Origin of the sequence: Bacillus sp. JJ1122, assembly GCF_036964885.1 — a bacterium.
GTDB lineage: Bacteria > Bacillota > Bacilli > Bacillales > Cytobacillaceae > Mesobacillus.
Map to the genome: position 1 here is coordinate 15,609 of NZ_JBALQL010000017.1, position 13,610 is coordinate 29,218.

At 42.5% G+C, this 13,610-nt stretch carries 28 protein-coding genes; all 28 read right to left on the minus strand.

Going from position 1 to position 13,610, the window contains the following annotated elements:
* Positions 1–58 precede the first annotated feature (58 nt).
* The 28 genes from rpsK to rpsJ all read right to left on the minus strand — a co-directional run bounded on the left by rpsK (position 59) and on the right by rpsJ (position 13,356).
* Complete coding sequence (gene rpsK / locus V7201_RS10345) at positions 59–448, minus strand: 30S ribosomal protein S11 (protein ID WP_023626407.1); 390 nt, start codon at positions 446–448, stop codon at positions 59–61.
* Positions 449–472: 24 nt separating this feature from the next.
* Positions 473–838 (minus strand): 30S ribosomal protein S13, encoded by a 366-nt coding sequence (rpsM, locus tag V7201_RS10350; protein ID WP_335376672.1) that lies wholly within the window; start codon positions 836–838, stop codon positions 473–475.
* Between the two features lie 23 nt (positions 839–861).
* Complete coding sequence (gene rpmJ, locus V7201_RS10355) at positions 862–975, minus strand: 50S ribosomal protein L36 (RefSeq protein WP_003156543.1); 114 nt, start codon at positions 973–975, stop codon at positions 862–864.
* Positions 976–1,009: 34 nt separating this feature from the next.
* Positions 1,010–1,228, minus strand: a complete 219-nt coding sequence (gene infA, locus V7201_RS10360; protein WP_075980338.1) for a translation initiation factor IF-1 — start codon at positions 1,226–1,228, stop codon at positions 1,010–1,012.
* A 231-nt stretch (positions 1,229–1,459) separates the two neighbouring features.
* Positions 1,460–2,206 (minus strand): type I methionyl aminopeptidase, encoded by a 747-nt coding sequence (gene map, locus V7201_RS10365; protein WP_335376673.1) that lies wholly within the window; start codon positions 2,204–2,206, stop codon positions 1,460–1,462.
* A complete protein-coding gene (locus tag V7201_RS10370) occupies positions 2,206–2,856 on the minus strand; it encodes an adenylate kinase (RefSeq protein WP_335376674.1) in 651 nt (216 codons plus the stop codon). The genes map and V7201_RS10370 overlap by 1 nt, the downstream gene beginning before the upstream one ends.
* Before the next feature lie 56 nt (positions 2,857–2,912).
* The gene (gene secY, locus V7201_RS10375) at positions 2,913–4,208 is read right to left on the minus strand and encodes a preprotein translocase subunit SecY (protein ID WP_335376675.1); all 1,296 of its coding nucleotides are present in this window, start codon (positions 4,206–4,208) and stop codon (positions 2,913–2,915) included.
* On the minus strand, positions 4,208–4,648 hold the full coding sequence (gene rplO / locus V7201_RS10380) for a 50S ribosomal protein L15 (protein ID WP_335376676.1): 441 nt from the start codon (positions 4,646–4,648) through the stop codon (positions 4,208–4,210). The genes secY and rplO overlap by 1 nt, the downstream gene beginning before the upstream one ends.
* Positions 4,649–4,681: 33 nt before the next feature.
* Positions 4,682–4,864, minus strand: coding sequence for a 50S ribosomal protein L30 (rpmD, locus tag V7201_RS10385; RefSeq protein ID WP_335376677.1), 183 nt, complete (start codon positions 4,862–4,864; stop codon positions 4,682–4,684).
* 13 nt (positions 4,865–4,877) lie between these two features.
* Positions 4,878–5,378, minus strand: a complete 501-nt coding sequence (rpsE, locus tag V7201_RS10390) for a 30S ribosomal protein S5 (protein WP_335376678.1) — start codon at positions 5,376–5,378, stop codon at positions 4,878–4,880.
* A gap of 24 nt (positions 5,379–5,402) precedes the next feature.
* A complete protein-coding gene (gene rplR / locus V7201_RS10395; protein ID WP_335376679.1) occupies positions 5,403–5,762 on the minus strand; it encodes a 50S ribosomal protein L18 in 360 nt (119 codons plus the stop codon).
* 32 nt (positions 5,763–5,794) lie between these two features.
* Positions 5,795–6,331 (minus strand): 50S ribosomal protein L6, encoded by a 537-nt coding sequence (rplF, locus tag V7201_RS10400; protein WP_335376680.1) that lies wholly within the window; start codon positions 6,329–6,331, stop codon positions 5,795–5,797.
* A gap of 31 nt (positions 6,332–6,362) precedes the next feature.
* Positions 6,363–6,761, minus strand: a complete 399-nt coding sequence (gene rpsH, locus V7201_RS10405; protein WP_079504257.1) for a 30S ribosomal protein S8 — start codon at positions 6,759–6,761, stop codon at positions 6,363–6,365.
* Positions 6,762–6,791: 30 nt separating this feature from the next.
* Entirely contained in the window at positions 6,792–6,977 is a 186-nt protein-coding gene (rpsN, locus tag V7201_RS10410; protein ID WP_009499044.1) for a 30S ribosomal protein S14, read from the minus strand.
* Positions 6,978–7,002: 25 nt separating this feature from the next.
* Positions 7,003–7,542, minus strand: coding sequence for a 50S ribosomal protein L5 (rplE, locus tag V7201_RS10415; RefSeq protein ID WP_335376681.1), 540 nt, complete (start codon positions 7,540–7,542; stop codon positions 7,003–7,005).
* Between the two features lie 26 nt (positions 7,543–7,568).
* Positions 7,569–7,880 carry a 50S ribosomal protein L24 gene (gene rplX / locus V7201_RS10420; RefSeq protein ID WP_207503075.1) on the minus strand — a complete coding sequence of 104 codons (312 nt, stop codon included), beginning with the start codon at positions 7,878–7,880 and terminating at the stop codon, positions 7,569–7,571.
* Between the two features lie 34 nt (positions 7,881–7,914).
* Entirely contained in the window at positions 7,915–8,283 is a 369-nt protein-coding gene (rplN, locus tag V7201_RS10425; RefSeq protein ID WP_207503076.1) for a 50S ribosomal protein L14, read from the minus strand.
* A gap of 40 nt (positions 8,284–8,323) precedes the next feature.
* Positions 8,324–8,587: a 30S ribosomal protein S17 gene (gene rpsQ, locus V7201_RS10430; RefSeq protein ID WP_023626421.1), complete on the minus strand. Its 264-nt coding sequence runs from the start codon at positions 8,585–8,587 to the stop codon at positions 8,324–8,326.
* Between the two features lie 19 nt (positions 8,588–8,606).
* Positions 8,607–8,807, minus strand: a complete 201-nt coding sequence (rpmC, locus tag V7201_RS10435) for a 50S ribosomal protein L29 (RefSeq protein WP_023626422.1) — start codon at positions 8,805–8,807, stop codon at positions 8,607–8,609.
* Entirely contained in the window at positions 8,797–9,231 is a 435-nt protein-coding gene (rplP, locus tag V7201_RS10440) for a 50S ribosomal protein L16 (protein WP_207503077.1), read from the minus strand. Before rplP ends, rpmC begins: the two co-directional genes overlap by 11 nt.
* Before the next feature lies 1 nt (position 9,232).
* Positions 9,233–9,889, minus strand: a complete 657-nt coding sequence (rpsC, locus tag V7201_RS10445; protein ID WP_207503078.1) for a 30S ribosomal protein S3 — start codon at positions 9,887–9,889, stop codon at positions 9,233–9,235.
* A gap of 3 nt (positions 9,890–9,892) precedes the next feature.
* Positions 9,893–10,234 carry a 50S ribosomal protein L22 gene (gene rplV, locus V7201_RS10450; protein WP_023626425.1) on the minus strand — a complete coding sequence of 114 codons (342 nt, stop codon included), beginning with the start codon at positions 10,232–10,234 and terminating at the stop codon, positions 9,893–9,895.
* An 18-nt stretch (positions 10,235–10,252) separates the two neighbouring features.
* Complete coding sequence (gene rpsS, locus V7201_RS10455) at positions 10,253–10,531, minus strand: 30S ribosomal protein S19 (RefSeq protein ID WP_044393904.1); 279 nt, start codon at positions 10,529–10,531, stop codon at positions 10,253–10,255.
* A gap of 57 nt (positions 10,532–10,588) precedes the next feature.
* Positions 10,589–11,419 carry a 50S ribosomal protein L2 gene (rplB, locus tag V7201_RS10460; RefSeq protein WP_207503079.1) on the minus strand — a complete coding sequence of 277 codons (831 nt, stop codon included), beginning with the start codon at positions 11,417–11,419 and terminating at the stop codon, positions 10,589–10,591.
* Positions 11,420–11,447: 28 nt separating this feature from the next.
* On the minus strand, positions 11,448–11,735 hold the full coding sequence (gene rplW, locus V7201_RS10465; RefSeq protein WP_335376706.1) for a 50S ribosomal protein L23: 288 nt from the start codon (positions 11,733–11,735) through the stop codon (positions 11,448–11,450).
* Positions 11,732–12,355 (minus strand): 50S ribosomal protein L4, encoded by a 624-nt coding sequence (rplD, locus tag V7201_RS10470; RefSeq protein ID WP_335376682.1) that lies wholly within the window; start codon positions 12,353–12,355, stop codon positions 11,732–11,734. The genes rplW and rplD overlap by 4 nt, the downstream gene beginning before the upstream one ends.
* A gap of 26 nt (positions 12,356–12,381) precedes the next feature.
* Positions 12,382–13,011, minus strand: coding sequence for a 50S ribosomal protein L3 (gene rplC / locus V7201_RS10475; protein WP_335376683.1), 630 nt, complete (start codon positions 13,009–13,011; stop codon positions 12,382–12,384).
* 36 nt (positions 13,012–13,047) lie between these two features.
* Positions 13,048–13,356, minus strand: coding sequence for a 30S ribosomal protein S10 (gene rpsJ, locus V7201_RS10480; protein WP_207503082.1), 309 nt, complete (start codon positions 13,354–13,356; stop codon positions 13,048–13,050).
* Positions 13,357–13,610: the final 254 nt, after the last annotated feature.

Sequence of the window (13,610 nt, forward strand, 5' to 3'; positions counted from 1 at the left end):
AGAAAATATTTGTATCATATCCCATTATAGACAGGACTACAAATTCTATACAGAAAAATTAAACACGGCGACGTTTTGGCGGGCGGCAGCCGTTATGTGGAACTGGAGTTACATCTTTGATCGCTGTAACTTCAAGACCTGCTGCTTGTAGAGCACGGATAGCTGCTTCACGGCCAGCACCTGGTCCTTTAACAGTTACCTCTAAAGTTTTCAAACCATGTTCCATAGAAGTTTTAGCTGCAGTTTCTGCTGCCATTTGTGCTGCGAATGGAGTTGATTTACGTGAACCCTTGAAACCAAGCGCACCAGCACTAGACCATGATAATGCATTACCATGTACGTCTGTAATTGTTACGATAGTATTGTTAAATGTTGAACGAATATGCGCAACTCCACTTTCAATATTCTTTTTGACGCGGCGTTTGCGTGTATTAGTTTTACGAGCCATTTAAATGTTACCCTCCTTTACGGATTATTTTTTCTTGTTAGCTACAGTCTTACGAGGACCTTTACGAGTACGTGCGTTGTTCTTCGTGTTTTGTCCGCGAACAGGCAAGCCACGACGATGACGCAAGCCACGGAATGAACCGATTTCCATTAGACGTTTGATGTTTAATGAAACCTCACGGCGAAGGTCACCTTCAACCTTTAACTTGTCGATAATATCACGGATCTTGTTAAGTTCTTCTTCAGTAAGATCGCGAACACGAGTGTCTTCAGAAACACCAGCTTCAGCAAGAACTTTCTCAGCAGTTGGTCTGCCGATTCCGAAAATGTATGTTAAAGAAATAACTACACGCTTTTCACGTGGAATATCTACACCAGCAATACGTGCCATCTAGATGCGCACCTCCTTTTTTATTAACCTTGTTTTTGTTTATGTTTAGGGTTTTCACAGATCACCATTACTTTGCCTTTTCTGCGGATAACTTTACACTTTTCACAGATTGGCTTAACAGATGGTCTCACTTTCATTACTCTAACCTCCTTGATAGTACGGAGTCACGGTTTATTTAAAGCGGTAAGTAATTCTTCCGCGAGTCAAATCATATGGAGAAAGCTCTACTGTTACTTTATCTCCAGGCAGGATCCGAATGAAGTGCATTCTGATTTTGCCGGAAACATGAGCCAACACTGTATGACCATTCTCTAATTCTACCTTAAACATTGCATTAGGCAAAGTTTCAGTTACTGTGCCTTCAATTTCAATTACATCATCTTTCGCCATAAACTGGTCTCCCTTCTTAATTCAATTACGTATTTAAATCTTATGCCTCGCATTGACGAAGCTTAGCTTTCCATTTTTGACACGGCCTATACAGCAAAACAATTGAGATAATGCTGAGAAAAATACTCAACCTTATGATTATATCATATAGCTGGCATCCCGTCCGCATAGAAATTACATTTTGGCCTATTTTTAGACTAAAAACAGAATCAGGCGTCCGAACACTTTCGATCAGGCTTTCGTTAAAATTTCAAAACCAGTTTCAGTGATCGCGATTGTATGCTCAAAGTGAGCACACACTTTACCGTCAACCGTTACGACAGTCCAATCATCGGCTAACGTGTTAACATAGCGGCTTCCTGCATTCACCATCGGTTCTATACATAGAACCATTCCAGGCTTCAGCCTTGGACCCTTGTTAGGAGGGCCGTAATGAGGAATTTGCGGGTCCTCATGCAATTCTTGCCCAATTCCATGGCCGACATACTCGCGAACAATAGAAAAACCTTCAGATTCCACATACGTTTGAATAGCATGGGAGATGTTCGAAAGACGTTCTCCTGGCTTGGCTTCTTTCAAGCCCCTGAACAAAGACTCTTCGGTCACGTCTAATAGACGCTGAGCTTCTTCATCAATTTTGCCTACCGGATAAGTCCAAGCAGAGTCCCCGTGGTATCCGTTGTACTTCGCACCGATATCGATACTGATGATGTCGCCTTCTTTAAGAACCCGTTCACCAGGAATCCCGTGAACTAGTTCGTTATTGACAGATGCACAGATGCTGCCGCGAAAACCATTATAACCTTTAAAAGAAGGAGTAGCACCTTGTTTGCGGATAAAATCTTCGGCAATGGCATCCAATTCTTTAGTTGTAATGCCAGGAGCAACATGCTTCTTCAACTCCTGGTGAGTTAACGCTACAATGCGACCTGCTTCTCGCATAATTTCTATTTCACGAGGGGTTTTACAAATGATCATTAATTTAAGCCCCCAAGCAAATCTTCGATATCAGCAAACACTTTATCAATGTCCTGCTGACCGTTGATATTGCGTAAGTAACCTTTATCTTCATAGAAGTTTAACAGAGGCTTTGTTTGCTGGATATTGACATCCAGACGATTTTGAACTGTTTCGGCATTATCATCAGCACGCTGATATAGTTCTCCTCCACAACGGTCGCATACGCCTTCCTGAGAAGGTGGATTGAACACGAGGTGGTAAGTAGCTCCACAGTTTTTGCAAATCCTGCGTCCTGTTAAACGCTCCATTAGGATACTTTGATCAACATCGATATTGATGACAAAATCGATTTTTTTATCAAGATCAGCAAGCATAGAGTCCAGTGCTTCAGCCTGAGCAACAGTGCGCGGGAATCCATCTAAAAGGAACCCATTGCCACAGTCATTCTTGCTTAAGCGCTCACGGACGATCCCAATTGTTACTTCATCAGGAACCAGCTCTCCCTTGTCCATAAACGATTTTGCTTTTAATCCTAGTTCCGTCCCTTCTTTGATAGCTGCACGGAACATATCTCCTGTTGAGATATGAGGGATGTTGTATTTCACAACAATTTTATCGGCTTGCGTGCCCTTACCGGCACCCGGAAGCCCCATCAGAACCAAATTCACAAGATTTCCCCCCTCAGTCTCTATTTAAAGATTCAGGGAACAAAGTCCCCTAAATCTTATTTAATAAAGCCTTTATAGTGGCGTTTTACAAGCTGAGCTTCAAGCTGCTTCATTGTTTCAAGCGCAACGCCGACAACAATCAGCAAACTTGTTCCGCCAATCTGTACGGATTGAGGCAGACCAGCAAATTTAATGAAAAATACTGGCAGCACAGAGATAAGTGCAAGGAAGATCGCGCCGACCAATGTCAAGCGATACAATACCTTTGTCAAGTAATCCTGTGTGTTTTTGCCAGGACGGATGCCTGGAACATATCCACCTTGCTTCTTCAAGTTTTCAGCAACCTGTTCAGGATTCACCTGGATGAACGCATAGAAATACGTGAACGCAACGATTAATGCTACATAAACGACCATACCGATCGGCTGAGTATAATCAAACGTCTTCTGAATCCAGAGTGTCACATCGTTGGTGCCGAAGAACTGAGCGATTGTCGGAGGTGTAACGACAAACGAGATTGCGAAGATAACCGGGATAACACCAGCTGCATTCACTTTCAAAGGAAGGTGAGTGTTCTGGCCGCCAACCGAATTATTTCCCGCACTCATGCGTTTAGCGTACTGAATAGGTATTTTACGTGTTGCCTGCTGAATGAAAATAACACCAACGATAATAGCGATAACAGCGATAAGAATTAACAGGACAGTAACGATTCGAAGGAATAGTGCCTCACCTGCATCTTCAAATTGCTGAGCATATATCTGGTTTGCCATAGTCGGAATTCCAGCAGCAATACCTGCAAAGATAATGATTGAGATACCATTGCCTACTCCCTTTGCCGTAATCTGTTCACCTAACCACATTAAGAATGCAGTTCCGGCAGTCAAGACCGTAGCGATCAGCAAGTAAGTTCCGATACCTGAGCTTTGGATTAATAATCCGCCAGCCATATTATTAAAGCCATAAGACATACCGAGTGCCTGGATAAAACCAAGAACGATCGTGAAATAGCGGGTAAACTGAGCTAATTTACGGCGTCCGACTTCTCCTTGTTTGGACCATTCAGTAAACTTAGGCACAACATCCATCTGTAATAGTTGAATGATGATGGAAGCAGTGATGTAAGGCATGATTCCCATTGCGAAAATGGAGAAATTCTTCAGCGCACCGCCGCCAAATGTATTAAGCACTCCGAAAACACTCATGTCATCTTGTGCTCTTAAAATATCTGCATTTACGTTCGGTACAGGAATAAATGAGCCGAGACGAAATACAATCAACATTAAAAGGGTGAAGAAGATTTTATTTCTAATTTCACCCACGCGCATAAAATTGGAGATTGTCTGGAACATTAAATCACCTCAGTTTGACCGCCAGCAGCTTCGATAGCTTCTTTGGCTGTAGAGGAGAACTTATGAGCTTTAACAGTTAGTTTCTTTTCAAGACTTCCTTTAGCAAGTACTTTAATACCTGATAATTCCTTCCTGACAAGACCTGTTTCAATTAAAAGTTCTGGAGTCACTTCAGTTCCATCTTCGAATACGTTTAGAGCATCAAGGTTAACGACTGCATATTCTTTGCGGTTGATGTTCGTGAAACCGCGTTTTGGCAAGCGTCGGAATAAAGGAGTTTGACCACCTTCAAAACCAAGGCGAACACCGCCGCCAGAACGTGCGTTTTGACCTTTATGACCCTTACCAGCAGTTTTACCTTGGCCAGAACCGATACCACGTCCTAGACGTTTACGTTCTTTACGAGAACCTTCTGCAGGCTTTAATTCATGAAGTTTCATGTTGGCACCTCCTTATTTTAAAGAAGAATAAAATTATTTTTCGTTTACTGTAACAAGATGAGAAACTTTGTTGATCATGCCGCGGATTGCTGCATTATCAGCTTGCTCAACTGTTTGGTTCATTTTACGTAGACCAAGAGCCTTAACTGTTTCGCGCTGATCTTGCGGACGGCCGATCAAGCTGCGAGTGAGGGTAATTTCTAATTTGTTAGCCATTTGATTTCCCTCCTTATCCTAACAGTTCTTCCACAGATTTACCGCGTAACTTTGCTACGTCTTCTGCACGCTTAAGTTGCTTTAAGCCGTCAAGAGTTGCACGTACCATGTTAATTGGTGTGTTAGTTCCTAATGATTTAGAAAGGATGTCAGCAACACCAGCTAATTCTAGAACCGCACGAACTGGTCCGCCAGCGATAACTCCTGTACCTTCAGAAGCAGGCTTCAGAAGGATTTCACCAGCACCAAAGTGTCCGATAACCTGGTGTGGAATTGTAGTACCAACCATAGGTACTTGGATTAGGTTCTTCTTCGCATCTTCGATAGCTTTGCGAATCGCTTCAGGTACTTCTTGTGCTTTACCAGTACCCATGCCGACATTACCGTTTTTATCTCCTACTACTACAAGAGCAGAAAAACGGAAACGGCGTCCACCTTTAACAACTTTCGCAACACGGTTAATCGTAACTACGCGTTCTTCAAGTTCAAGTTTGTTTGGATCAATACGACGCATCTTTTTGTGTCCCTCCTTTTTTTATTAAAATTCTAAGCCGTTTTCACGAGCAGCATCAGCAAGTGCCTGAACGCGGCCATGATAGAGGTATCCGCCTCGGTCAAATACTACAGATTTGTAACCTTTTTCAACAGCACGCTTAGCGATAAGTTCACCAATTGTCTTAGCTGCTTCAAGGTTATTGCCTTCAACATTAACTTCTTTATCTAAAGTAGAAGCACTTGCTAAAGTTACTCCCTTTACATCGTCAATTAATTGAGCGTAAATGTGCTTGTTAGAACGGAACACATTTAGACGAGGACGAGCTTCAGTTCCGCTAAGTTTCGCACGAACACGACCATGTCTTTTACGGCGAGTAGCGTTTTTATCAGCCTTCGTAATCATTTACGTCACTCCTTTCGTTAACCTATGCGGCCTTACTTACCTGTTTTACCTTCTTTACGGCGTACAAATTCGCCTTCATAACGAATACCTTTACCTTTGTAAGGCTCTGGCGGACGTACGTCACGGATGTTAGCAGCTAATGCGCCAACACGCTCTTTATCAGTTCCTTTTACAATTACCTTAGTGTTTGCAGGAACTTCGATCTCGATGCCAGTTTCTGGCTCGATTTCTACTGGATGAGAATAACCTACGCTAAGTACAAGCTTGTTGCCTTGCTTAGAAGCACGGTAACCGACACCTACTAGCTCAAGAGTTCTTTCAAATCCTTTAGATACACCTTCAACCATGTTCGCAAGGACCGCGCGAGTCGTTCCGTGCAATGCACGATGTTCTTTTGCGTCAGATGGACGAGAGATGTTGATTACGTTATCTTCAACCTTAATTTCGATATCAGCGTGAAAAGTACGAGACAATTCACCTTTTGGTCCTTTAACTGTTACGTGGTTGTTATCAAGAGTAACAGTTACACCAGCTGGAATTTCAATTGGTTTTTTACCTACGCGTGACATTTGTTGCACCTCCATTCATTCAGAAAATCTATTACCAAACGTATGCTAAAACTTCTCCGCCTACTTGCTTTGCGCGAGCTTCTTTGTCAGTTAAAACGCCGTTTGAAGTTGAAACAAGAGCAATACCTAAACCGTTAAGTACCTTAGGTACTTCGTTTGATTTTGCATAAACGCGAAGACCTGGCTTACTGATTCTCTTAAGACCAGTAATAACACGCTCGTTGTTTGCACCGTACTTCAAGAAGATACGGATGATACCTTGTTTGTTATCTTCGATATATTCAACATCACGTACGAAACCTTCACGCTTAAGGATCTCAGCGATTTCTTTTTTCATGTTAGAAGCAGGTACTTCTAATTTTTCGTGACGTACCATATTCGCATTACGAATACGAGTAAGCAAATCTGCAATCGGATCTGTCATGACCATTTAATTTACCTCCTTCCAGAGCTTTCAGTTTTACCAGCTAGCTTTTTTCACACCAGGAATTTGTCCTTTGTATGCTAATTCACGGAAACAAATACGGCAAAGCTTAAATTTGCGGTATACAGAGTGCGGACGGCCGCAGCGCTCACAGCGAGTGTACTCTTGTACTTTATATTTAGGCGTGCGTTTTTGTTTCGCAATCATTGATTTCTTAGCCACGTTTTCGCCTCCCTCTTATTAGAGATTACTTTTGAAATGGCATTCCGAATTGTGTTAATAGTTCACGAGCTTCTTCATCAGTGTTAGCAGTCGTTACAATAACAATGTCCATGCCACGAACTTTATTTACTTTATCGTAATCAATCTCAGGGAAGATCAATTGTTCTTTAACACCAAGTGTGTAGTTACCGCGTCCGTCGAAAGACTTCTTAGAGATACCGCGGAAGTCACGTACACGTGGTAAAGAAACTGAAATTAACTTGTCGATGAATTCGTACATGCGCTCTCCGCGAAGAGTTACTTTCGCGCCGATTGGCATACCTTCACGAAGGCGGAAACCAGCGATTGATTTCTTAGCGCGAGTCACGACTGGCTTTTGGCCTGTGATCGTTGCTAATTCTTCAACTGCAACATCAAGAGCTTTCGCGTTGGCAACAGCTTCACCAACACCCATGTTGATTACGATCTTTTCAAGCTTTGGTACTTCCATAATTGATTGGTAGTTGAATTTGCTCATAAGAGCAGGAGTAATTTCATTGTTGAACTTTTCTTTTAGGCGGTTCATCGATTGTACCTCCCTTCTTCAATAGACTATTTATCTAGAACTTCACCGGATTTTTTAGCAACGCGTACCTTCTTGCCGTTTTCAACTGTGTAACCAACTCGGGTTGGCTTACCAGACTTCGCATCGATAGGCATTACGTTTGATACATGGATTGGTGCTTCCTGGTTTAAGATTCCACCTTGTGGATTCACTTGTGAAGGCTTAGCGTGCTTTTTCACGATATTGATTCCTTCAACAAGAACACGGCTTTGCTTAGGATAAGCTTCAAGGATGATCCCTGTTTTGCCTTTGTCCTTACCAGAGATGACCATTACTTTGTCACCTTTTTTTACATGCATCTGTGTGCACCTCCTTAAAGGCATTTGAAATAGATTATAGTACTTCTGGTGCTAATGAAACGATTTTCATGAAGTTGTTGTCACGAAGTTCACGTGCAACCGGTCCAAAGATACGAGTTCCACGAGGACCTTTATCATCACGGATGATTACACAAGCATTCTCGTCAAATTTGATGTATGAACCGTCTGTACGGCGCATACCAGTCTTTGTACGAACAATTACTGCTTTAACAACGTCACCTTTTTTAACAACGCCACCTGGTGTTGCTTGTTTCACTGTGCAGACGATAATGTCACCAATATTAGCAGTCTTACGGCCAGAACCGCCTAGAACTTTAATAGTTAGTACTTCACGAGCACCTGAATTATCAGCAACTTTTAAACGTGTTTCCTGTTGGATCATGCGAGTAACCTCCCTTCGGAATAAACCTTAATCCGAACAATTAGATAATAACAGCTTTTTCCACCACTTCTACAAGGCGGAAACGTTTTGTGGCAGATAGCGGACGAGTTTCCATGATACGTACTACGTCGCCGATTTTTGCCTCATTTTGCTCATCATGAGCTTTGAATTTCTTAGAGTATTTAACACGCTTGCCGTATAAAGGATGCTTTTTGTAAGTCTCTACAAGAACAGTGACAGTTTTGTCCATCTTATCAGATACTACGCGTCCAGTATAAACTTTGCGTTGGTTGCGTTCACTCATTGTGAGAACCTCCTCTCAATTATCTGTTAACGCCGATCTCTCGTTCACGAATTACAGTTTTCATGCGAGCAATCGCTTTGCGTACTTCACGAATGCGAGCTGTGTTTTCAAGTTGTCCAGTCGCTAATTGAAAGCGCAGGTTGAAAAGCTCTTCTTTTAAAGATTTAACTTTTTGTTCAATTTCAGCAGTGGTAAGGTCACGAATGTCATTAGCTTTCATTAGATTCACCACCAATTTCTTCTCGTTTAACAAACTTACACTTGATAGGAAGTTTGTGTGCAGCAAGGCGTAATGCTTCGCGTGCGACTTCTTCAGAAACGCCAGCGATTTCGAACATTATTTTGCCTGGTTTAACAACTGCTACCCAGCCTTCAGGTGAACCTTTACCTGAACCCATTCGGACTTCAAGAGGCTTTGCAGTATATGGCTTGTGAGGGAAAATTTTGATCCAAACTTTTCCTCCACGTTTCATGTAACGAGTCATCGCGATACGAGCAGATTCGATTTGGCGGTTTGTGATCCAAGAAGCTTCTAAAGCTTGAAGGCCAAATTCACCAAATGTTACTTCTGCGCCGCCTTTCGCTTTTCCGCGCATTTTTCCGCGGTGCTCACGACGATATTTAACGCGTTTAGGCAATAACATATTATTTGCCTCCTTCCTCAGATTTCTTCTTTGTAGGAAGGACCTCTCCACGGTAAATCCATACTTTTACGCCAAGTTTTCCGTAAGTTGTATCTGCTTCAGCAGTAGCGTAATCGATATCAGCACGAAGAGTATGAAGTGGAACTGTTCCTTCGCTGTAATGTTCAGAACGAGCGATATCTGCTCCGCCAAGACGGCCGGATACCATTGTCTTGATACCTTTAGCGCCTGCACGCATAGCACGTTGGATAACTTGCTTTTGAGCACGACGGAAAGATACACGGTTTTCTAATTGGCGCGCGATGTTTTCAGCAACCAATTTCGCATCGATATCAGCTTTTTTGATTTCAAGAATGTTTATATGAACACGTTTGCCAGTAAGTTGGTTTAACGCTTTGCGAAGAGCTTCAACCTCAGTACCGCCCTTACCGATAACCATTCCTGGCTTAGCAGTGTGGACAGTTACATTTAAACGGTTTGCAGCACGTTCGATCTCTACTTTAGAAAGAGAAGCATCGCGTAAACGCTTTGTGATGTACTCACGAACCTTAAGGTCTTCGTGTAAAAGATCAGCGTAGTCTTTGCCTGCGTACCACTTAGATTCCCAATCACGGATGATCCCGACACGCAAACCGACTGGATTTACTTTTTGACCCACTGATTATCCCTCCTTCTTTTCTGATAAAACGATAGTAATATGGCTAGTACGTTTGTTAATTGCACTTGCACGGCCCATAGCACGTGGACGGAAACGTTTTAACGTTGGTCCTTCGTTTGCATACGCTTCGGACACGACAAGGTTATTAACATCCATTTCATAGTTGTGTTCTGCGTTCGCTAATGCAGATTTCAACACTTTATCTACGATTGGAGAAGCAGCTTTTGGGGTAAGGTTTAAAATAGCTACCGCTTCACCAACTTGCTTTCCTCGAATTAAATCTAAAACTAAGCGAGCTTTACGAGGAGCAATACGAACTGTTCTTGCAACAGCTTTAGCTTGCATTTGGATGCCCTCCTCTCATTAACGTCTTGTTTTCTTATCGTCATTACCATGACCTTTGTAAGTACGAGTTGGAGCGAATTCTCCAAGCTTGTGGCCTACCATGTCTTCAGTGACATAAACAGGTACATGTTTGCGACCATCGTAGACAGCAATAGTGTGTCCGATGAATTGTGGGAAGATCGTAGAACGGCGAGACCAAGTTTTTACAACTTTCTTGCCTTCAGTTTCATTTAACTTTTCGATCTTTGTGATTAAGTGCTCATCAACAAAAGGTCCTTTTTTTAAGCTGCGACCCATGATTGAACCTCCCTTCGTGATTGCCCTACGGTTCCCGCGAACCGTAGCTCAATCCCGTTATTTTTTACGACGACGTACGATAAACTTGTCGGATTTGTTTTTCTTCTTGCGAGTCTTGTAACCAAGAGTCGGCTTGCCCCATGGTGACATAGGTGATTTACGTCCGATTGGTGAACGTCCTTCACCACCACCGTGTGGGTGATCGTTAGGGTTCATTACAGATCCACGAACTGTTGGGCGCTTGCCTAACCAGCGTGAACGACCTGCTTTACCGATGTTGATCAATTCGTGTTGTTCATTACCAACTTGACCAACAGTTGCACGGCACTCAGAAAGGATCATACGCACTTCGCCAGAGTTTAAACGAACTAATACATATTTGCCTTCTTTACCAAGAACCTGTGCTGAAGTTCCTGCAGAACGAACTAATTGTCCGCCTTTACCAGGCTTCAATTCGATGTTGTGTACTACAGTACCAACTGGGATGTTAGTTAGTGGAAGAGCGTTACCTACTTTAATGTCAGCTGTTGGGCCAGACATAACTTCCATACCTACTTCTAGGTTTTTAGGAGCTAGGATATATCTCTTTTCACCATCTACGTAATTAATTAATGCAATGTTTGCAGAACGGTTTGGATCATACTCAATCGTGGCAACGCGTCCAGGAATGCCATCTTTTGTACGTTTAAAGTCGATGATCCTGTATTGACGCTTGTGGCCGCCACCTTGATGACGAACAGTTAACTTACCTTGGTTGTTACGACCGCCTTTTCTGTGCAACGGAGCAAGCAAGGATTTCTCCGGCTTGTCAGTTGTAATCTCAGCAAAATCAGATGCTGTCATATTACGACGACCGTTGGAGGTAGGTTTGTACTTTTTAATCGCCATTTCGTTTCCCTCCTCTTCTATTCAAGTTTTATACTTCGAAGAATTCGATTTCTTTGCTGTCTTGTGTAAGTTTTACGATTGCTTTACGGCGTTTGTTAGTATAACCGCCGAACTTGCCCATACGCTTAAACTTACCTTTGTAGTTCATGATGTTAACTTTTTCAACTTTTACGCCGAAAATAGTTTCGATCGCGTCTTTAACTTGTGTCTTGTTCGCTCTTGTATTAACTTCGAAAGTGTACTTCTTCTCAGTCATAAGATCTGAAGAACGTTCTGTAATAACGGGGCGCTTAATGATATCGCGTGCATCCATTATGCAAGCACCTCCTCTACTTTTTCAACAGCTGCTTTTGTCATGATCAGCTTATCATGGTTTAAAACGTCCAACACGTTGATTCCATCAGCAGCAACAACAGTTACTCCAGGAATGTTACGAGCTGAAAGTGCTACGTTTTCGTCTAAACCTGCTGTTACGATCAAGGCTTTAGTGTTAACTGAAAGACCTTTTAGTACGCTTGTGAATTCCTTTGTCTTTGGAGCATCAAATGCTAGGCTCTCAAGTACCAGGATGTTTTCAGCTTGTACTTTAGATGATAGAGCAGATTTAATCGCTAAACGACGAACCTTTTTAGGCAATTTATAGCTGTAGCTGCGTGGAACTGGTCCGAATACAGTACCGCCTCCGCGCCATTGTGGAGATCTGATTGATCCCTGACGAGCACGACCTGTACCTTTTTGTTTCCAAGGCTTACGTCCGCCGCCCGCTACTTCAGAACGAATTTTAGTTTTATGAGTACCTTGACGTAATGAAGCTCTCTGCATGACAACTGCTTCGAACATTACGTGGTTGTTAGGCTCAATACCAAATACTGATTCGTTTAGTTCGATTTCGCCAACTTGTGAACCAGCTTGGTTAAATAATGCTACTTTCGGCATTCTTGTTTCCTCCTTTCCTGTAAAAATTACTTAGCTTTTACAGCACCTTTAATTTTTAGAAGGGCTTTTCTAGCACCAGGAACGTTTCCTTTAATTAAAAGAAGGTTACGTTCTGCGTCAACTTTAACGATTTGCAGGTTTTGAACAGTGATCTGCTCTCCACCCATGCGTCCAGGCAATAGTTTACCTTTGAATACACGGTTTGGAGCAACAGGACCCATTGAACCAGGGCGGCGGTGGTAACGAGAACCGTGAGCCATTGGTCCGCGAGATTGTCCGTGGCGCTTGATTACACCTTGGAAACCTTTACCCTTAGAGATTCCTGTAACATCTACCATTTCGCCTTCTGCGAAAATATCAACTTTGACTTCTTGACCAACTTCATACTCTGCTAAGTTAACTCCGTTGATTTCTTTCACGAAGCGCTTAGGAGCAGTGTTTGCTTTTGAAACGTGGCCTTTTTCTGGTTTGTTTGAAAGCTTTTCGCGCTTGTCTTCAAAGCCAAGCTGTACTGCTTCGTAACCATCTGTCTCAACAGATTTCACTTGAAGCACTACGTTCGGAGCAGCTTCTACTACTGTTACCGGGATAAGGTCGCCGTTTTCAGCAAATACTTGAGTCATACCAATCTTTCTTCCTAAGATTCCTTTGGTCATTTCAGTCACACCTCCTGTATGTTTTAATATTTATTATTAAAGTTTGATTTCGATATCTACACCTGATGGCAGGTCTAAACGCATTAATGAGTCGACCGTTTGCGGAGTCGGATTGATGATGTCAATCAGACGCTTATGCGTACGCATTTCAAACTGCTCACGAGAATCTTTGTACTTGTGCACCGCACGAAGAATTGTGTAAATCGTCTTTTCAGTAGGTAGTGGGATTGGACCAGACACCGCCGCACCAGAACGCTTTGCTGTTTCAACAATTTTTTCTGCAGATGTATCAAGAATTCTGTGATCATAAGCTTTTAAACGGATACGAATTTTTTGTTTTGCCATTACTTTCCCTCCTTTTCGCCTATTTTTAAAATAGACATTCTCAGCGAAAATTTCCCACACACTCGCCATGGCAAAGCGGCCGGGTGTGTCAGCAACCTTTCGCATCATCGCAGTCAAAGACCAACATTGTCTATTATACATAAAACATAACTCAAACGCAACATTAATTCCGCAATTTCATTATGTTTAACACACTTTTACTATTATAGCGGGCATTCATGAATTTTACAAGTCGTGATGAAGATTTCTAACTA